The 19,140-nt window shown below is 58.8% G+C and carries 18 protein-coding genes; 13 read left to right on the top strand and 5 right to left on the bottom strand.

Features of this window, described 5'->3' with window-relative positions:
* From M1E12_RS22545 to M1E12_RS22535, 3 genes are read right to left on the bottom strand one after another with little or no spacing between them, the layout of a single operon-like run.
* Positions 1 to 471, bottom strand: a complete 471-nt coding sequence (locus M1E12_RS22545) for a tripartite tricarboxylate transporter TctB family protein (RefSeq protein ID WP_479564955.1) — start codon at positions 469 to 471, stop codon at positions 1 to 3.
* Complete coding sequence (locus M1E12_RS22540; RefSeq protein ID WP_479564954.1) at positions 459 to 1,415, bottom strand: tripartite tricarboxylate transporter substrate binding protein; 957 nt, start codon at positions 1,413 to 1,415, stop codon at positions 459 to 461. Before M1E12_RS22540 ends, M1E12_RS22545 begins: the two co-directional genes overlap by 13 nt.
* 43 nt (positions 1,416 to 1,458) lie before the next feature.
* The gene (locus M1E12_RS22535; RefSeq protein ID WP_479564953.1) at positions 1,459 to 2,154 is read right to left on the bottom strand and encodes an IclR family transcriptional regulator; all 696 of its coding nucleotides are present in this window, start codon (positions 2,152 to 2,154) and stop codon (positions 1,459 to 1,461) included.
* Positions 2,155 to 2,286: 132 nt separating this feature from the next.
* Here M1E12_RS22535 and M1E12_RS22530 point away from each other — a divergent pair, with 132 nt between their 5' ends.
* Together M1E12_RS22530 and M1E12_RS22525 are read left to right on the top strand one after the other, a co-directional pair.
* The gene (locus tag M1E12_RS22530; RefSeq protein WP_479564952.1) at positions 2,287 to 3,288 is read left to right on the top strand and encodes a hydroxyacid dehydrogenase; all 1,002 of its coding nucleotides are present in this window, start codon (positions 2,287 to 2,289) and stop codon (positions 3,286 to 3,288) included.
* Between the two features lie 31 nt (positions 3,289 to 3,319).
* A complete protein-coding gene (locus M1E12_RS22525) occupies positions 3,320 to 3,994 on the top strand; it encodes an RraA family protein (RefSeq protein WP_479564951.1) in 675 nt (224 codons plus the stop codon).
* 228 nt (positions 3,995 to 4,222) lie between these two features.
* On the opposite strand, the gene M1E12_RS22520 is transcribed toward M1E12_RS22525, so the two are convergent.
* A complete protein-coding gene (locus tag M1E12_RS22520) occupies positions 4,223 to 5,281 on the bottom strand; it encodes a LacI family DNA-binding transcriptional regulator (protein WP_479564950.1) in 1,059 nt (352 codons plus the stop codon).
* Positions 5,282 to 5,337: 56 nt separating this feature from the next.
* Between M1E12_RS22520 and M1E12_RS22515 the strand changes: the two genes are divergently transcribed.
* Positions 5,338 to 6,531 (top strand): phytanoyl-CoA dioxygenase family protein, encoded by a 1,194-nt coding sequence (locus M1E12_RS22515; RefSeq protein ID WP_479564949.1) that lies wholly within the window; start codon positions 5,338 to 5,340, stop codon positions 6,529 to 6,531.
* Complete coding sequence (locus M1E12_RS22510; protein ID WP_479564948.1) at positions 6,528 to 7,355, top strand: SDR family oxidoreductase; 828 nt, start codon at positions 6,528 to 6,530, stop codon at positions 7,353 to 7,355. Before M1E12_RS22515 ends, M1E12_RS22510 begins: the two co-directional genes overlap by 4 nt.
* A 563-nt stretch (positions 7,356 to 7,918) precedes the next feature.
* Here M1E12_RS22510 and M1E12_RS22505 read toward each other — a convergent pair.
* Entirely contained in the window at positions 7,919 to 8,059 is a 141-nt protein-coding gene (locus M1E12_RS22505) for a YjiS-like domain-containing protein (RefSeq protein ID WP_479564947.1), read from the bottom strand.
* A 297-nt stretch (positions 8,060 to 8,356) separates the two neighbouring features.
* Here M1E12_RS22505 and M1E12_RS22500 point away from each other — a divergent pair, with 297 nt between their 5' ends.
* From M1E12_RS22500 to M1E12_RS22460, 9 genes are all read left to right on the top strand, one after another.
* Positions 8,357 to 9,541 (top strand): ABC transporter substrate-binding protein, encoded by a 1,185-nt coding sequence (locus tag M1E12_RS22500; protein ID WP_479564946.1) that lies wholly within the window; start codon positions 8,357 to 8,359, stop codon positions 9,539 to 9,541.
* A gap of 21 nt (positions 9,542 to 9,562) precedes the next feature.
* Complete coding sequence (locus tag M1E12_RS22495; RefSeq protein WP_479564945.1) at positions 9,563 to 10,435, top strand: branched-chain amino acid ABC transporter permease; 873 nt, start codon at positions 9,563 to 9,565, stop codon at positions 10,433 to 10,435.
* 41 nt (positions 10,436 to 10,476) lie between these two features.
* Positions 10,477 to 11,463: a branched-chain amino acid ABC transporter permease gene (locus M1E12_RS22490; protein WP_479565065.1), complete on the top strand. Its 987-nt coding sequence runs from the start codon at positions 10,477 to 10,479 to the stop codon at positions 11,461 to 11,463.
* Entirely contained in the window at positions 11,460 to 12,233 is a 774-nt protein-coding gene (locus tag M1E12_RS22485) for an ABC transporter ATP-binding protein (protein WP_479565064.1), read from the top strand. Before M1E12_RS22490 ends, M1E12_RS22485 begins: the two co-directional genes overlap by 4 nt.
* A complete protein-coding gene (locus M1E12_RS22480) occupies positions 12,223 to 12,966 on the top strand; it encodes a branched-chain amino acid ABC transporter ATP-binding protein (protein ID WP_479565063.1) in 744 nt (247 codons plus the stop codon). The genes M1E12_RS22485 and M1E12_RS22480 overlap by 11 nt, the downstream gene beginning before the upstream one ends.
* 45 nt (positions 12,967 to 13,011) lie before the next feature.
* Entirely contained in the window at positions 13,012 to 14,220 is a 1,209-nt protein-coding gene (locus M1E12_RS22475) for an aspartate transaminase (RefSeq protein ID WP_479565062.1), read from the top strand.
* 75 nt (positions 14,221 to 14,295) lie between these two features.
* A complete protein-coding gene (gene nac / locus M1E12_RS22470) occupies positions 14,296 to 15,234 on the top strand; it encodes a nitrogen assimilation transcriptional regulator NAC (RefSeq protein ID WP_479565061.1) in 939 nt (312 codons plus the stop codon).
* 149 nt (positions 15,235 to 15,383) lie between these two features.
* Positions 15,384 to 17,447, top strand: coding sequence for a hydantoinase/oxoprolinase family protein (locus tag M1E12_RS22465; RefSeq protein WP_479565060.1), 2,064 nt, complete (start codon positions 15,384 to 15,386; stop codon positions 17,445 to 17,447).
* 10 nt (positions 17,448 to 17,457) lie between these two features.
* Entirely contained in the window at positions 17,458 to 19,134 is a 1,677-nt protein-coding gene (locus M1E12_RS22460; RefSeq protein ID WP_479565059.1) for a hydantoinase B/oxoprolinase family protein, read from the top strand.
* Positions 19,135 to 19,140 lie beyond the last annotated feature (6 nt).

Raw genomic sequence — 19,140 nt, 5'->3', positions numbered from 1 at the left:
TCAGAAAGGCAGGATCGGCATCTGAACGCCGAGGCCGTAGATGAAGACGAGAGCGCCAAAGGCTGTCAGGATGGCCGTTGAGATCAGGATTTCCCGCCAACGGGATTCCTGATCCGCCAAACTGCCGACAACCAGCAACCACGCCGTCGAGACAACAAAGCCCAACGTCTCCGCCATGAGCGCGAAGCCCGCGATCGCCGCCACAAGAATGAGGAGCGGCTTTACATTGCTGCTGCCGATACTCTCGTGGTCCTTAATTAAACCCTTGATGAGGACGAACAGGCCTATGGCGACGATGATTCCGCAGATGACAGTTGGCAGAAAGCCCGGGCCCATCAGCGAAGGTGTGCCGAAGTGGAGGTCGCGCCCGGCCCAAAGGCCAAGCGCTCCCAGTCCAATCATGACGGTTCCGGCGAGAATATCGGGGTAGTCCCGCTTCACGTTGGACGAGCCGGACATTACTGCACCCACGGAGTTTCGTTCCAGATCTTCTGGAAACGCTCCAGTCGACCGGGCATCTGCTTCTCCCACTCAGGACCGGGGAGATAAGCGAGAGGAAGGGCAAGCTGCTTTGCTTGTTCCTGGAATTCCGGGCTTTCGATGACACGCTTTACGGCCTCGGAAAACTTCGTCGTGATTTCCTCCGGGACACCCACTGGTGCAGCGATGCCACGTTCGGAGGTCATCTCGACATCGAAGCCTTGTTCTTTCGCGGTGGGGACATCCGGAAGCTGGGCGGACCTTTCGGACCCGAAATGCGCGACCATGCGCAGCCCGGAGGTGTCGTTCCCGGCAAACTCGCTCACGTTGAGGCCGCCGCCGGAGATCTGCGAGCCGAGGATAGCGGTGCGGGTCTCGCCGGCACCACTGAAGGGGACGTGCGTGAAGGTGGTTCCGGTTGCTGCGCCGAGAAGGATGATGGCGAGGTGATCGTCGGTCCCTACGCCCGATGAGCCGAACGAGACGCTTCCCGGATTGGCCTTAGCCGCCTCGACAAAATCCTTGAGGGTGTTGATATTCGATGAGGCGGGAACGACGACTGCTGCCGGATCGTCAACGATGCGTGCAATCGGCTTGATTGACTTTGGGTCATAGCCGAGCTGCCGCTGCACCTGCATCGACAGGAAGCCCGGCGTGTTGATGTAGGAGAAGGTGTAGCCGTCGGGGGCGGCCTTGGAAAGTGCGGTATAGGCGATCTCGCCGGACGCTCCAGGACGGTTCTCGATGACAATGTCCGCGCCGAGTTCTTTCTCCAGCAGAGGCTCGATCGCGCGCGCCATCACGTCTGTGCTGCCGCCGGGCGCGAATGCGACGATCATCTGGATAGGACGATCGTTTGGCCATTCGGCATGGGCAAGCGACGTGGATGCAGCCAGAGCTGCAAGGGCAAGCGAAAATCGTGTCAGTTTCATCATATCCAATCCTCCATTGGAAACAGGCGGGCCCGGTCCCGCGTGACTATCCGGGTTGTCCTCCCATGGCAGCCGACAGTTTGCGGGCTGCCATCTGAAGAATTTCGAGATTTTTGCTGATCGCCTCTTCGGTGAAGCGGGCCGGTGGACCTGTCAGCGCGAGCGATCCGAAGAGCGTGTCCCCATCACGGAAGATCGGGACGGCGAGGCTTGCAACCTGAGGGTCGCGCTCACCGAAGGTGGCGTAAAACCGCTTCTGTCGGATTTCGTCGTAGACGGGGCCCGCCTTGCCGACGAAAGCGAGGATGACGCGTCCCGGCGCACCGCGATCGAGTGGCATCAGGTCTCCGACGCGGGCCGAATGGCGAATGGACTGGTGGGAATCATGGCGGAAGAGGCATAGTCGTTCATCGCCTTCGCGGACGTATACCGCGGCGCTCTCGCCTGTTTGTTCCACGAGCTGGGCCAGGAGTGGCTCGATGATGTCTGCGGCTCGGAACGTCGATTGATAGATGTTGCCCAGCTTCATCAGCTTTGGCCCAAGCCGCCAACTTCCATCCTCATTGCGAATGAGCAGCCCAAATTTTGCGAGCGACCGCGCGATCCGAAGCACGGTGGACTTGTCGAGTTCGACACGTCGAGACAGCTCGCCCAGCGACAGTGAAAAGTCGCGGTCGGTGAAAGCCTCCAGCAATGATGCGGCGCGCTCTACGGCTGCGACGCCGGCTGAATTTCCAGGCATTGGTTCCTCCCAAGATGTTGACCGTTGTACTCAGTACAACACCTTTTCATTTAGTACAATACGCGATAAATGGTTTTCGTCAACGGGGCCGTTCCCGTTGTCGTCAAGCAGCGAAGTTCGATGGAGGAGCAGATGAGTGCGGCAACCGATTCCGGTGACACGCAGCCGAGACGGGTGATGGTGACCGGCGCAGAACTGGTTCAAGAAGCGAGGGAGCTTCTGGCGTCCCATCGGATCGAGACAATCTACGCGCCCGCCTATTCAACCTCGGACGATCTGGCCGCTCTCGCTCGGGATCAAGCAGTTGACGCGATTCTGGTCCGTCAGGGGCAGATCGATCAATCCGTTATCAACGCTTCTCCGCGACTAAAGGTGATCGCCAAGCACGGCAGTGGCGTCGACAATATCGATCTATTCGCGGCGACCGCACGAGGCGTGCCCGTTCTGCGTGCTCTTGCAGCGAACGCCCAATCGGTTGCAGAACTCGCAATCACTCTGACCGTCAGTCTTATGAAGGACGTAGTACCGCTGAATGAGGCGGTGAAAGCAGGGGCATGGCCGAAAACCAAGTACGTCGGACGTGATCTTGCGGGCGCGGTCTTCGGCGTCATCGGATACGGAGAGATCGGGCAAAGGGCCGCTTCGCTGGCTCGCGGACTTGGAATGCAAGTCGCAGCCTATGACCCCTTCGCCGCCGGTACGGCGGATGTCCAGGTCGAGCGGGATCTGGACGCCGTCTTGCAGATCGCTGATGTCGTCAGCCTCCATTGCCCCTTGTCCCCGCAAACCCACCACCTCATCAACGCCGATCGCCTCGCGATGATGAAACCGACTGCCTTCCTCGTGAACACTGCCCGCGGCGCCGTCGTCGATGAAGCCGCTCTCATTGTCGCTCTCCGGTCTGAGATTATCGCTGGAGCGGCCCTCGACAGTTTCGAAATCGAGCCGCCTGCGCCGGACAACCCGCTCTTTACGCTGCCGAACGTCATCGCGACACCGCATGTCGGCGGCGCCAGCCGCTCTGCTCTTCGCAACATGGCCGTCCACAGTGCCGAGCACATCATCGGTGTGCTTGAGGGGCGAGGTTATGACAGCCGCGCATTGGCGAACAAAGAACTCGTAGCTGCCGCTTGAAGCGCGGCTGGTTTTTAAAAGGAGGAATGGAATGATTGGATTTCGGGTCTGCCGCAGGAAACAAAAGGTCGACGCGCAGTGGGTCGAGGCCTATCGGAAGCTGCCGGTCGCCAATGTCAGCGACGTTATGAGTCGCATGACAGCCGCAGGAGCAGCGCTCCGGCCTTTCTACACCGGGGGCCCAATGGTCGGACCGGCCATCACCGTGAAGGCTCGTCCCGGAGACAATCTGATGGTGCACAAGGCTCTCGACATTGCCGAACCCGGCGACATCGTGGTGGTCGATGCAGGCGGCGATCTCACCAATGCCATCATCGGCGAGTTGATGGTTGCGCACGCGGCTCAGCGTGGCCTTGGCGGTATTGTCATCTACGGAGCGATCCGCGACAGCGCCGAGTTGATTGCCGGCTCGTTTCCTGTGTTCGCCTGCGGTGTCACTCACAGGGGTCCCTACAAGGATGGTCCAGGTGAAGTGAATGTACCCATTTCGATCGGCGGTATGGTGATCAACCCGGGTGATCTGATCTGCGGCGATGCGGACGGCTTGCTGAGCGTGCCGATCGATGATGCCGAGACTGTCTTCCTCGCAGCCAAGAAGAAGCACGAGGCCGAGACAACGCAGATGGAAAAAATCCGTGCGGGCAAAAACGAGCGAGGCTGGGTCGACGCTGCTCTCGAAAAGCAAGGCTGTGTCGTCGAAGCGTGAGACTCAGGAAGGGCAAACTAACCCTATGCGCTCGGTTTTACGGTGTCCGCTTCTGTAAGCTATAAGGCAGTTGCGGATTGCCTCCAGACAGACTCAGACTGATCATTTCTGGCGGTTCGCATCCCAAACCGGGCTGCCCAAAGGGAAGGCGGGCCATCACAGTGGTCCGGTGTTCCCTTGGGCGATTGTGAGCAGCCGGTTACGGGTTATGGGAGCGGATTGCTTCTTTCACATCACCTCATGCGGCGTGGCGATTGCCACCCGCGACGGTGCCACCTGGAAATCCCGGGGCAGCATGCGGTGATGGGCCATGACCATCTGACAGGCGCTGCGGGCGTCCTGGCGCAGGTCGTGATGGATGACGAAGGTGAGACGCCCCTCGGCCAAAAGCGCCCGGTTGTCGGCATCCAAGTCATGGGCGGCGATGACGTCGATCCGGCGCTTCTCCTCGGCAAAGGCGCGCAGGATCGCCCGGTTGCCGCCGCCGATCGAATAGACGGCGCGGATCTCGGGATGGCTGATTAGAGCCGCTTTCACCAGCCGCTCCGTCGTACGGTCCACACCGAAGCCCTCTGATATCGTCACGATGCCCAGATACGGCGCATCCGTTCGAAGCGCATCGCGAAAGCCGCGCTCGCGTTCTTCCTCGCCGGAAAAGCGCGCACTCGATAGTGTGACCAGCACCTTGCCAGTAGCCGGCCCCGCCATGCGGGCGAGCAGATAGGCGGACGTTGCCCCCGCCACCCGATTGTCCATGCCGACATAACCCTGCCGCACAGTGACTGGCAGGTCGGTCACCAGCGTCACCACAGGAATGCCGCTCGCCATCAACTCGGCTGCCATCGCCGCGATTGCCGGCGTCGAGGGCACCTTGACGACCACGCCATGGCTGCCGCGCCGGCGGATGCGCTTGAGGATGGCAAGGAGATCGCGTTCCTCCATGGTCTCGGCCACGTGGAAGCGCGCCGACAGCGAGGCCGGCCGCATGCCCGGCAGCTCGGCTTCGAAGGCCGCGCGCACGGCATTCGAAAATCGCTGCGGCGTTTCCATGACGACGTCGATGACGAGACGCCGCCCGCCGATGCGCGCCTCGGCATATTGCCGCTCCAGTTCCGCGATCGCCGCCTCAATGCGAAGTCCCGTCGCCTTCGCCACATGCCCGCGTCCATGCAGTGCCCGATCAACGGTAGCGAGACTGAGGCCCGATTGCAGGGCGATGTCCTTGAGCGGAAAGGGCGGACGCATGGCTTCGGTCTTGAGGTGTTTTTGAGGTGTTTCACCGCTCATCTCTCACCCATCATCTGACTATGGTCAAGGTGGATGAGGATTTCGGGGAGGAAACCATGGAGCAGAGAACATTGACCAGCCGTCGCCGCGACAAGGTCTGGCTCGACAGTGAGGCCGGCGACATCGAGGCCTTCAAGGCGCTGGTGGCACAAAAGACCAGGCGCGAAGACTGGCCATTCGCGAGCGGCGTCGAGAAGAACGTGCTCCTTTATGATGGGTCGGCCGTTCGCGACATCGCCCGCGACCCGGAGGCCCGTCGCGACGTGATGGCAGAATGGGTCGACGTCTTCACGACCGGCCCCGGCGTCATCGTCATTAAAAACGCCATTGCCGATCTTGCGGTCGTCGATCGCGCGACCGAGGTCTTCAACGCCATCGTCAAGGCCGAGAAGGAAGGCGGCAAGGCCGCAGCCGACCACTTCGCCAAGCCCGGCGCCAACGACCGCATCTGGAATTCGCTGCAGAAACACGCGCTCGCCGACCCCGACAATTTCGCCCGTTATTATGCCTCGGACGCGATCGCCATGGCGTCGGAGGCCTGGCTCGGACGCGGCTACCAGATGACGGCCCAGATGAACCGGGTGAACCCCGGCGGCAAGGCGCAGGTCCCGCATCGCGATTATCACCTCGGCTTCATGTCACCGGAACAGATGCAGGCCTATCCGGGCCATATCCATGCGGTCTCGCCGCTGCTGACGCTCCAGGGCGCGGTCGCCCATTGCGACATGCCGGTCGAAAGTGGGCCGACACTCTTCCTGCCCTATTCTCAAGCCTTCTTCGAAGGCTACCTCGCCTTCGGCCGGCCGGAATTCCAGGCCGTGTTCGCCGAGAGCCACGTGCAGCTGCCGCTGTCCAAAGGTGACGCCGTGTTCTTCAATCCGGCGCTCATGCATGGTGCCGGCAACAATGTGTCCAAGGACATCTGGCGGATGGCAAACCTTCTGCAGGTCTCCTCTGCCTTTGGTCGCGCCATGGAAAGCGTCGACCGCGACGCCATGTGCAAGGCCGTCTATCCGGCGCTTCTGGCTGCCCGCACATCGGGATCGCTGACCTCGGCCGAAATCGCCAATGCCATCGCGGCCACGGCGGAAGGTTATGCCTTCCCGACCAATCTCGACAGCGATCCGCCGGTCGGTGGCCTTGCGCCGAAGACGCAGAACACCATGATGACGGAAGCGCTGAAGGCGGGCATGGAACCGGATGCCTTCGCAGCGTTCGTCGAGACACAGGCTGCCAAGCGCAGGGCATGAGGATTGAAATGGGAAGACTGGATGGAAAGATCGCCGTCGTCACCGGCGGCACGCAGGGGCTCGGCGCGGAAGTTGCCCGGCTCTTCGCTGAGCGGGGCGCAGGCGGCCTCGTCATCTGCGGTCGTAGCCGCGACAAGGGCGAGGCGAAGGCCCGTGAGATCACCGAGCGCTATGGCACCCCGGTGCATTTCGTCTCGGCCGATCTCGGCAAGGTCGCTGATTGCCGCCGGGTGATTGCCGCAGCCGATGAGAAATTCGGTCGCATTGATGCCCTCGTCAATGTCGCTGCCATCACCGATCGCGGCACGATCCTCGACACCGACGAGGCGTTGTTCGACCGCATGTTCGCGATCAACACCCGCGCGCCCTTCTTCCTCATCCAGGATGCGGTGAAGCTGATGCTGCGCGATGGCGTCGAGGGCACGATCGTCAACATCTCCTCGATGTCTGCAATGGCCGGCCAGCCCTTCATCGCCGCCTACTGCGCCTCCAAGGGCGCCCTCGACACGCTGACCCGCAACGTCGCCTTCGGCCTCCTGAAAAACCGCATCCGCTGCAATGCCTTGAACATCGGCTGGATGGCGAGCGACGGCGAAGACCGAATCCAGCGGGAATATCACGGCGCGCCTGCCGACTGGCTGGAACAGGCCGCTGCTCGACAGCCTTTCGGCCGTCTGGTTGATCCCGCGGAGGTCGCCCGCGCCTGCGCCTATCTGTCGTCGGAGGAAAGCGGCCTGATGACGGGCGCCACGATCAATTTCGATCAGTCGATCTGGGGCGCTTACGAGGACAGCCCGCATCCAAAGGAGAGAATGACGCTCTGAGGAGAGGCGAGGGAAGCCGCGGAACCCCCGACGCGGCTTCCCTCACAGGCTGAACGGGATGCTGCAACGCGGCTCGATCTCACATGGTTACCAAGCGCAACCATCATTCACCAGATCCGCGTCCGCATTGTCCAATTAACTTCTGGAGCTTGCAAATGCTTTGCGGTTGTGAGTAGCCCGAAAGCGTCTGTGTCTGGGTACGACGAAGGATGATGTCTTGGGCCCAAAAGCAGAGATACTGGTGGCTGGACTGGTTCAGAAATGCACGCAGGACCTTGCGCTGTATTCTCGTGAAAACCCGACTTCCCCCGCTGCGACACAAAGACGGGCGGGTTCACGATAGAAGAAGCATCGTAACAGCGAACCGCCCCGGTATAGACCTGATGCCATCATGCGCGCCATAAGCTTCCTTCCTCGAAGTGTGGACAATCCGATAGGAGTGATCGATGGAGCCAGATTCATGCGACCGTCGCGAGCGACATTCCCATGCGCAGTTGCCTGCACTGTCGATTATCAACGAAATACCTTGCGCAATCCCGCTGATGCCTGCGGGCTAAGGATGGTCAGCGCCGTCCCTGCACAGCAGCACGGATGTTTTGCCGGGAAACGCCCAGATCGCTGAGCGCACGGTCGTCCAGCGCCTCCAGTTCCCGCATTGCGCGACGGCTGCCGAAGTAGGCTTTTAGCTTGCTCGTGAAACGCATCTTATTCTCCACTCATCTCGTTTCTGGCCACAATATGTGCGAACGGCTGATGAAATTAAATGCATTTGCCTGCATGGGAGGCATGCATTTCGGACAATCCACCCCGCTTCCAATGCCTGTGGGCGGCCCGCCATAACGAAACGCTATGGTGGCAGAAAGGAGTTGTGTTGGCCAATCCTACGAGCGTGAACCTAGTGTGTTAGGAAGTCAGCATCCAGACTGACAAGCAAGAACCGTCAAACGGCAATTCGCGCTTGGCATCGGGCCAGCGTGGTCATCCGAACACGGAGTGGGAACATGACACACAACATCACTCGCAGAATGCTCTGCATCTCGACAGCGATCCTTTCCATCGTTGGAGCAATGCCAGGAGGCGCGGCACAAGCCGCAGACACAATCAAGCTCGGGCTCGTTGCCCCCATGAGCGGACCGAACGCGCGTTATGGCGCCTTTTCGATGCATGGCGCCGAACTGGCCGTGAAAGACATCAACGCCGCCGGTGGCGTCAACGGCATGCAAATCGAATTGTTCAACGCTGACAGCCAAGGGACGCCTGTCGAAGGTGTTTCGGCGGCTCGCCGACTGATCGACCAAGACGGGGTCGACTTCCTTATCGGCGACGTCTCAAGCTCTGTCACGCTTGCAATACAGCCTGTGGCCGAGGACGCGGAAGTTCTCCTGCTGAATGCGGCATCTTCTAATCCCAAGATTACCTATCAAGCTGGCGTTGGCGGCTTCAAATGGACCTATCGCAACTATCCCACGGATGAAAATCGTGCTCTGATCATAACGAAGTATGCGGCAGAGCAGCGCGGCTTCACGAAGTTTGCAGTTCTGTCTGTAGACAGCGACTACGGTCGGTCCGCGATCACGTTCACCAAGAAGTACCTGCCGGACTACAAGGGCGAGATCCTCAGCGAAGATTACTATAAGGAAGGCGAAGTCGACTTCCGCAGCGTCTTGGCAAAGATCCGCGATGGCGGGGCTCAGGCGATCATCATGTATGGTCTTGCCGACACCACTCCCATCATTGCTCGGCAAATGCTGGAACTCGGCATGGCCGGCAAGGTCGCGTTGATCGGGAATGGTGAATTCAACACGGAGAAGACTATCAAGTCCGCGCCTGCCGTGCTCGAAGGTGCAGTCGAGGCCGCAGCTTGGCTGCCACAGTATGAATCGGCTGCGAGCAAGGCCTTCGTCGAAAAGTTCACGGCAACTTACAACGAGGCACCCAACAATCACGCTTACGTTCACTGGGATACCGTGAACCTGCTGGCTTCGGCTATCAAGCAGGCAGGCAGTGCGGACAAGTTCAAAGTGCGGGATGCCTTGTCAACGATCAAGTACCAGAGCCCGGTCGGTGAGGTAACGTTCGATGATCATAATCAGGCGCGGTTGCCCATGATCCTTCTGCAAATCGAGAATGGCGCGCCCAGCATCAAGGGCGCCTACTCGGCGGACATCCAGTATCCTGCCAACTAACAAGACGAGAGGATTGAAACTATGCTCTCGACCATTCTCGAGCAGGTCGTAAACGGCGTCGTAACCGGTTCCGTCTATGCGATCGTCGCCGTCGGCATGACCATGATCTTCGGCGTGCTAAGGGCCATCAACTTCGCCCATGGCGAATACTACATGCTCGGGACGTTCGGGGCTTGGTTCGCAATCGATCATCTCGGTCTCTCCTACGAAATGTCGATCGTCGTGGGCGTTCTTGCGACGATCGTCTTGGCCTATGTCGTTGGCCAGTTGGTCATGCGGCGTATGGTTGGCGCGCCCCCGGAATCGGGGGTGCTTGCCACCCTCGGCATCGCGTTGATTTTGCAAAATACGGTCATCTTCGTCTTTGGCGGAGGCTACAAATTCTTCTCCGGCGGCTACATCGAACCGATCTCGATCCTGGGATTTAGCCTTGCCGAGCAGCGTCTGCTCATCCTTGTCGTGTGTCTCCTGGTCTTTGTTGGCCTCGAGCTTATGGTCACCTACAGCCGCCTTGGCATGGCGATGCGTGCCGTTTCGCAGAACGTGGAATGCTGTGGTGTGGTTGGCATCGACGTACCCCAGGTCGTCCTACGCACCTTTGTCCTTGGGGCGGCACTGGCGGCGCTTTCAGGTGTCCTGACTGCTCCAGTCAATGTCAGCGTCTATGGCGGTATGGGAGAGCTGATCACCTTCAAGACTCTGCCTATCATCATAATGGGTGGTCTCGGAAACGTGCGTGGCACTTTGTTTGCCGCCATGATCCTTGGCATCGCTGAGAGTCTGGTCGCCACTTATGTCGGGCTGCAATACAGGGATACTGTTGGCTTCGCCACTTTGATCCTGATGCTGATGTGGCGTCCGCATGGCCTTTTCTCGACGCAGGCGCGCTTCTAGCTGCTGCGCCCGCCGAACATTCTCGAACTCGAGGACTAGACATGTCTCTCATAGACACAGCACAACGACCACGCAGACGTGACCTTCGATTGCCGCTTGCAGTCATTCTGATCGTTCTTGCGCTTGTATTTCCATTCATTGGAACGCGTTACGTTACTCACGCACTGATCATCGCTTTGATCTTCATGCTGCCAGCGCATGGGTTGAACCTGCTGGTTGGCTTTACGGGCCTGCTTTCGCTTGCCCAGGCGGCGTTCTTTGGGGTGGGTGCGTATACAGCCGGCTTACTCGCCGTCACTTACGGCACTCCTTTCTACGTCAATCTCCTCGCGGCAGGGATTGTATCCGGCCTGTTGGCGTTACCACTCGGCATTCCTGCCTTGCGACTTCGCTCGACCTCATTTGTCATGTGTACCCTGGGCTTCGTGATTATCGGTCAGGCAATTTCCAAGAACTGGATTTCTGTCACTCGGGGCGACATGGGCCTTTCGGGTATCCCCAAACCCTATTTTGAGTTGGGCCCTCTGTCGTTTACGGTCAGTGGTACTACCAACTTCTACTATTTAGCTCTGGCCATTGGCGCGCTCGCTACCTTGGCAGTCTGGGCGATAGTGCGGTCTCCCGCAGGCCGAAACATGGTGGCAATACGCGAAAACGAGACACTCGCAGAGTCCCTTGGTGTTCCGACCTGGCGCTACAAGCTCATCGTATTCATGATCAGCGCGGTCTTCGCAGGTGTGGGTGGATGCCTCTATGCCTACTACCTCACGGTTGTCAGCCCGCTAACTTTCCAGATGTACTACTCCACGACAATGTTGATTATCGTGCTCGGTGGTGGAGCGGGTATGATCTCGGGCACAGTATTCGGAAGTCTGCTCTTTGTTGGGTTGACGGAAGCGCTCCGCATCACGCCTGAGTTGCGAATGATCGCTTACGGATGCTGCCTCCTAGTCCTGGTGTTCTGGTTCAAGAATGGCTGCGCACCTCTTATCAACCGTTTCTGGAATGCAATTGGGGGTGCCAAGTGACCGAACACCTGCCCATTCTCGAAATTCGAAACCTCTCAAAGTCATACGGAGCAATCCGCGCGGTTAACGATGTTTCGATCCACGTAAACCGGGGAGAGATCGCCGGTTTGATCGGTCCCAACGGGTCCGGCAAGTCAACGTTTTTTGATTGCAGTTCCGGCCTTGCCAAGCCCGATTCCGGTACTGTGATCCTGGACGGTCAAGATATCACCGGCTGGTCTCTCAACAGGATTGCCCGAGAAGGCAGAATGTTGCGCTCCTTCCAGAAAACAGTGACTTTCAAAGCCCTGGATGTGGAAGAGAACCTCATCATCGCGGGGCAGATGTTCACATTCCCGACACTGGCCTCGACTTTCGGCCTCGGCAAGCTGTCCAGAAGCAGGATTTCAGCTCTTCGGGAGAGGGCACGTGAACTTATCAAGATGGCGGGGCTGTGGGATGTTCGTCATCAGCCGGCGGGGAATCTTTCCGGCGGCCAGCAGAAGCTCATTCAGTTCGCTTCAATGCTGATGCCTGAGCCCAAGCTCATCATGCTCGACGAACCGATGGCTGGCATCAATCCGAAGATCATCGAGCGTGTGGTAGAGACCATTCGTTATGCAAACAAGTCTCTCGGTGTCAGTTTCCTGGTGATCGAACACAACATTGATGTGGTGACGAGTATTTGCGAACGAGTAATCGTACTCGATCAGGGCTCAAAGCTCGTCGAGGGCCTGCCGCTTGATATCATCAAAGACCAGCGCGTGAGGGAGGCCTATCTTGGTGGCTAGCTCCAATCTTCTGATCCGTGACCTGCGAGCAGGCTACGGTAATCTCGACATCCTCAACGGGGTCGACCTCGATATTCCAGCGGGGCAATTTGTGGCGCTGATGGGACCAAACGGCGCGGGAAAGTCGACGCTGCTGAAGACACTGTATGGCATGACGACCGTCAAAGGCGGGGGCATTGACTGGCAGGGGCGGAATATCGCGGGAGCAAAATCCCGTACAATTCTTGGAGAGGGCATTTCCTTCGTTCCGCAGGGGCGGTGCAATTTTCCGGTAATGACCGTCGATGAAAACCTCCAGATGGCGGCCTATACAATTCGTGACGCCAAGGTGAAGGCTGATCGCGACTATGTCTATGATCTGTTCCCGATCCTGAAGACACGCAGGTCCACCCTTGCCGGCAACATGTCGGGCGGCGAGCAGCAGTTGCTTGAGGTTGCCATGGCCGTCCTGCAGCGACCGAAGGTTCTCTTGGTCGACGAACCGTCGGTCGGGCTTTCTCCTGCGGCGATAGGAATTGTCTTCGACGAGCTCCTGCGACTTCACGCCGAAGGCATGACCATTCTCCTAGTGGAACAGAATACAAAGAAGGCGATGGAAGTGGCGGAACGGGCCGTCATCCTACGCCTAGGCAAAGTGATTTGGGACGGCTTGCCGAAGGATATTACCCATGATGAACTCGGCGAGCTATTCCTGACCGGCAAGATGCGCGGCGAGACCGAAGCCGTCCACTGACGGCTTCCCACCCCTTTTCAAAACAGACTATCGAGGAGATCGGCCATGAGCACTTTTGTGCCAGCAACACGCGTGTCCAGGATCAAGGTTTCCCCCAGCACCGCGGCGTCAGCCCGTGCGCGCGAGTTAAAGGCCGCAGGCCGGGACATTGTCGACCTCACCGTCGGCGAACCTGATTTCGATACGCCCGACAATGTCAAGGCGGCTGCTCATGCGGCTATAGAACGCGGCGAGACGAAGTATACTGCGGTCAATGGCACCCCTGCACTGCGCAAGGCGATTATCGGCGATTTTCAGCGTCGTCTCGGAATAGCCTATGCCGAAAACGAGATCTGCGTCGGTGGCGGCGCGAAGCAAATCCTGTTTCTGGCGTTGATGGCGAGCGTTGAGAATGATGCGGAAGTAATTATTCCAGCCCCTTACTGGGTGTCCTATCCCGACATGGTGATTGCCAACGAAGGCAAGCCAGTGATTGTGGAGTGCCCGCAGGACAAGGGATTCAAGCTTACTCCGGAGGCGCTTGAAAAGGCAATCACGCCGAAGACGCTGTGGCTCATCCTGAATTCCCCGTCCAATCCGACAGGCGCAGCCTATAGCCAGGCCGAACTCCAAGCGTTGGGTGAAGTCCTGCTGCGACATCCGCATGTCTTCGTGCTTTGCGATGACATCTACGACCAGGTCTGGTTTCGGAATGAGCCGATGACGACTCTGGCGGCTGCCGTACCCGAGCTCAAGGATCGTATACTCTTGGCCAATGGCGTTTCCAAGTCCTATGCCATGACCGGATGGCGGATCGGTTATGCCGCAGGACCGGCGCCCTTGGTGGCGGCGATCAACAAGCTGCAATCGCAGATGTCATCGTGCCCTTCCTCGATCAGTCAGGCTGCGGCCGCGTATGCGCTTGCCGACGATCAGTCATTCATCGAAACAAGTACCGCCGTCTATAAAAAACGTCGCGACTATGCCTGCGCAAGGCTCAACGCGATACCCGGCCTCAAATGCGCAGTCCCAGATGGCGCCTTTTACCTCTACCCGAATTGCGGTGGGGTAATTGGCAAGAAGACACCAGATGGCAAGGTGATCGAAAACGATCTCGATTTCGTCCTCTACCTCCTGGACGGGGTAGGGGTGGCTGCGCTGCAAGGAGCAGCCTATGGGCTGTCCCCTCATTTCCGCTTATCCTTTGCAACATCGATGGAGATAATCGAGGAGGCTTGCAAGCGGATCGAACAGGCGGTCAGGCAGCTTCTATAATTCTAGCGAGCCAGCAGGGGGCCTTGCAATATTCTTCCTGCTGGCCTTAGGTTCCGGCCAAAAGGCTTGGGAACCATGAGCGTCGATTTCAAGAAACTGAGAAGCTTCGTAAAGATTGTCGACACGGGCAGCGTGTCGCGCGCCGCAGGCTTGCTTCGCATTGCTCAGCCAGCGCTTTCTCAGCAAATCGCCTCCCTGGAGGCCCATTTCAAGCATCAGCTTCTGATCCGAAGCAATGTGGGGATCGCGCCGACTGAAGCGGGAATGATCCTTTACAGACACGCACAGATCATGCTGCGGCAGATTGATCAGGCACAGACCGATATAGAACAATCGGCGAAATCCGTTGCTGGGCGCGTGTCGATCGGCCTTGCTACCTATTCTTCTTCGAGCGCACTTTCGCTGCCGATCCTCAAGGAGATCAGGTCCAGATACCCGCAGATCATCGTCCACATTAATGACAGCTTTGGGCATATCCTCAGCGAACTCGTCATGACCGGAAAAATGGACATGGCCTTGATTTATACATCCAATCCGATCAAGGGAGTCACGCTGCAGCCTCTATTTAGAGAAGAGATGTTCCTCGTGTCTCCTGCCAATATGGAGCTAGCGGGAGAGGCCGGCCAACCATTGCCGCTCGCGGCTCTCAACGATCGCCCTCTGTTGTTGCCCAGTAAGAACCATTTTCTGAGACGCCTGATTGACGACGCTTTGCATCGAGCACGCGCGGTTCCGGATGTTGTCTCGGAAATTGAATCCGTGCCTGCCCTCAGCGCGGCAGTTCTGGATGGACTGGGATCGACTATTCTGCCGGCTTCAGTCGTCTCCGAGACATCTAGTTTCGCGGGAGCGCAGGTGCGTGCCCTGACGACCCCGGTCATCGATGCAACCGTCTCGCTTTGCGTATCCGACCATCTTCCGCTTTCGGAGCCTGCACTCGCTGCGCGTTCGATTTTGCTCGACATCGTCGGGAAGCTCTTGGGTAGTCGCCACCCTGGCATTCGTCCGATCTGAATCGTCATAAGCAAACCCTATGGCGGCAGACGGTAGTTGTGTTGGCCAATAGAACCACCCCTCGCCTAACCTCATGACAGACAAGGGTCGGATGTGATCGACCCGCTTCACAGCGGCGTGACCGCTGGTCAAGTCGCATCGAGGGAAAAATGGCAAAACTGGCTTTTGACACCGGCGGTACATTCACCGATTTCGCGCTCCTGGACGACAAGGGCGAGCTCCACCTTCACAAGGTTCTCAGCACGCCGAAGAATCCGGCCGAGGCGGTCGTTCAGGGCGTTTCCGAGCTTCTGGAAAAATTCGCCGATACGATTTCGATCGAGAAACTGCAGGTGCTCGGGGCTACCACCGTGGTCACAAATGCGGTCCTGGAGCGCAAGGGCGTGGAGACGGGATTCGTCACGACGGATGGTTTCCAGGACATGTTGCGCATCCGCAACGAAGGCCGTTACGACCTCTATGATCTGAACATCAAATATCCTGATCCGCTGGTCAGCCGCGCGAACAGCTATGGTGCGAAGGAGCGCATCGCTGCAGACGGTTCGGTCATGGCCGAACTCAAGGAAGAATCCGTGCGGGAGATCGCCGGTCGTCTGAAGGACAAGGGAATTCGGTCCGTCGCGGTCTGCCTGCTGCATGCCTACAAATACCCGCAACATGAGCAGCGCGTTGCAGCCTTGCTGCGAGAGGAATATCCAGACGTATTCGTGTCATTGTCGTCAGAAGTGTGCCCGGAAATGAGAGAATTCGACCGGGCTTCGACGACGGTCGTCAACGCCTATACGCGCCCACAGATGGCGGGACACGTGGCGCATCTGCAGCGCGAATTCGCAGACAAAGGGATTGATCGGCAGGTTCTCTGGATGACCTCTTCCGGCGGACTTGTGCCTAGCCGACGGGCCGCGGAGCTGCCGGTTCGCCTGATTGAGTCCGGCCCTGCCGCAGGGGCCGTGGCCGCTGCAGAATTCGGCCGCACGGCCGGGGAAAACAGCGTGCTCTCCTTCGATATGGGCGGCACCACTGCCAAGCTCTGCCTGATCCCGAACGGCGAGCCGAATGTCGGAACCGATCTGGAAGTTGCCCACTATCAGCGTTTTCGCAAGGGCTCGGGTTTTCCGTTGAAGATCCAATCCATACAGATGATCGAGATCGGTGCGGGCGGTGGGTCGATCGCAGCCAAGAATTCGCTGGGCCTGCTTGATGTTGGCCCGCACTCTGCCGGGGCCATGCCGGGGCCGGCCGCCTATCAGAGGGGTGGCACCCAGCCGACCGTAACCGACGCCGACATCCTGTTGGGGTACATGGGTACGGAATCCTTCGTGGGCGGTTCCTTCAAGGTGTCCAAGGAAGCCGCGCGCGAGGCCATGGCCAAGCTGGCAACGTCGCTCGACGTGTCGGTGGAGCGCTGCGCCTGGGGTATCCACGATCTTGTCAATGAATCGATGAGCAAGGCCGCGGCCATGCATGCCACGGATCTTGGTGTAGATCCCCGCTCTCTGCCCATGGTTGCTTTTGGCGGTGCCGGTCCGGTCCATGCCTATGGCATCGCGCGCAAGCTTGGCATCAGTCGCATTATCTGCCCGACCGGCGCGGGTGTCAGTTCGGCTATTGGCCTGTTGATTGCGCCAGTCGCCGTTGATCTTTCTGCGAGTCATCCAATGGCAGTCGATGCCTGGGACATGAACGCGATGAATGGTCTTCTAGACGAGCTCGCATCTCAAGGTGCGGAAGTGGTCTCGGCTGCAGGCGTCTCGAAGGAAGCCATCACGAACCGCTACACGGTGGACATGCGCCATGTCGGACAAGGGCACGAGATTACGGTCGTCTTGCCGGACCGGTCCCTGCCTCAGGATCGGTTCCTCCAGGAATTGCGTGAAGCATTCTTCAAGCTCTATCAGGAGCTGTTCGGCCGCACCGTCGCTGCGCCACTGGAAGTCATCACCTGGCGCTTGCGTGCCAGCGGCGAAAAAGACCAGGTGACGCGACCGCACGAGACAATGGTTGCCGACGCTAAGAAGGGCAGCCGCGAGGTCTATTTCCAGGAGGCCCACGGCTATGTGGAGACCTCGGTCTATGACCACTACAAACTCCCCGTCGGCGAAGCCGTGAAAGGTCCCGCGATCGTCGAACAGCGTGAGTCCACGGCGGTCGTCGGCCCGAGCGGCGTCTTCCATGTTGACGCCCACGGCAACCTCGTAATCAACATTCTCTGAGGGATCTCCGATGTCGAAGCCCGCTACCGATTTCAACGACCCTATCAATCTGCAGGTCATGTGGAACCGCCTGATCTTCATCGCTGATCAGGCAGACAATGTTCTCGGCAAAACGGCGTTCTCGCCGATCGTGCGCGAGAACCACGATTATGTGACGGTCCTTCTGGACGCCCGGGGACGGGCTCTCGCCCAGTGCACCTGGTCGATTCCGGTCTTCATCACGTCCCTTCCGGCTGCGGCTCAGAAATACTTCCTGCCGAAGTTCCCCGCCGATCAGCTGCTAGAGGGCGACGTTCTTGCAACCAATGACCCGGAGATCGGCACGGGCCATCTTCCAGACGTTACGATGATCACGCCAATCTTCAAGAATGGCAAGGTGGTTGCCTATGCCGGCTCGATCGCCCATCTGCCGGATATTGGCGGGGCTCCGCTGCATTCCGAGGCGAGCGACATCTTTGCTGAGGGCATACGTTTCCCGATCGTGAAGCTTCTCAAAGCCGGCGTCCCAAACGAAGATGTTTTCGACATCATCGAAGCTTCTGTGCGTCTGCCCACGGAAGTTCGCGGTGATCTGGAATCGATGATCGCCGCCAATGACGTCATGGGCCGCGAACTGCTGAAATTCCTCGACGAATACGGTCTCGATGATGTGGAAGGGCTGGCGCAGGCCATCCATTCGCGATCAGAGGCGCAGACTCGTAAGGCGATCAAGGAGTGGCCGAACGGCACCTACAGCGCTGAAGTCTTACTCGACGGTTATGATGTTGATATCACGCTTAAAGCATCCGTCATCGTCAGCGACGATGCGATCCACGTGGACTACACCGGTACGTCGGACCAGGTTCTACACTCGATCAATTGCCGCACCAACTATCGATACGCCCATTCGGTCTATGCGCTGAAGTGCCTGCTAGATCCGGAAACGCCGAACAACGAGGGATGTATCATCCCGATCACGGATGAAGCCCCTCTGGGCTCCATTCTCAATCCGCAATCATGGACTGCCGGCAATTCCCGCAACCTCATCGGACATGTCATTCCTTCGTTGATTTTCAAGGCTTTGGAAGGCGTTGTGCCCGATAAGGTCATGGGTGACAGTGGTGGCGCACCGATTTGGGCGGCGAATTGTGTTGGTCGGCGCGATGATGGCTCGCAATATGGTTCGGTGCAGAATTTTCACGGTGGACAAGGTGCCCGTTCGGAGTTTGACGGACTGGATACGCTCAGCTTCCCGTCGAACTGCAAGGTAACTGCAGTTGAAATGTTCGAGGTTGCCGTACCGGTGCTGACAGAACGCAAGGAGCTGATTGCAGATTCGGGCGGCGCCGGGAAGTATCGGGGTGGACTTGGCCAGCGCGTTGTCCTGCGCAATCTCGGCAAGAACCCCATGAATATCTATCTGGCATCGGAGCGTGTCCGGCATCCTTGCTTCGGCGTCGTTGATGGCCAAAGCGGTACGGCCGGCAGGGTGATGAAGAACGGCGATCCGCATTTCCCCAAGGGAAAGGTGGTCCTGAAAACGGGTGAGCGGCTTGAGGTGGAGACGCCCGGAGGTGGCGGTTGGGGACGTGCCAGCGAAAGGTCACCCGAGCTGATCGCCCGCGACATCTCGGAAAATCTGGTTACGCCTGAGGCCGCAAAGGACATCTACGGTTATTCCGGCGTAGCGGCTGTGGCGGCTGAATAAGGAAAA

This window comes from Rhizobium sp. K33, from assembly GCF_056501445.1.
This window is presented reverse-complemented; position numbering and strand designations above follow the sequence as displayed.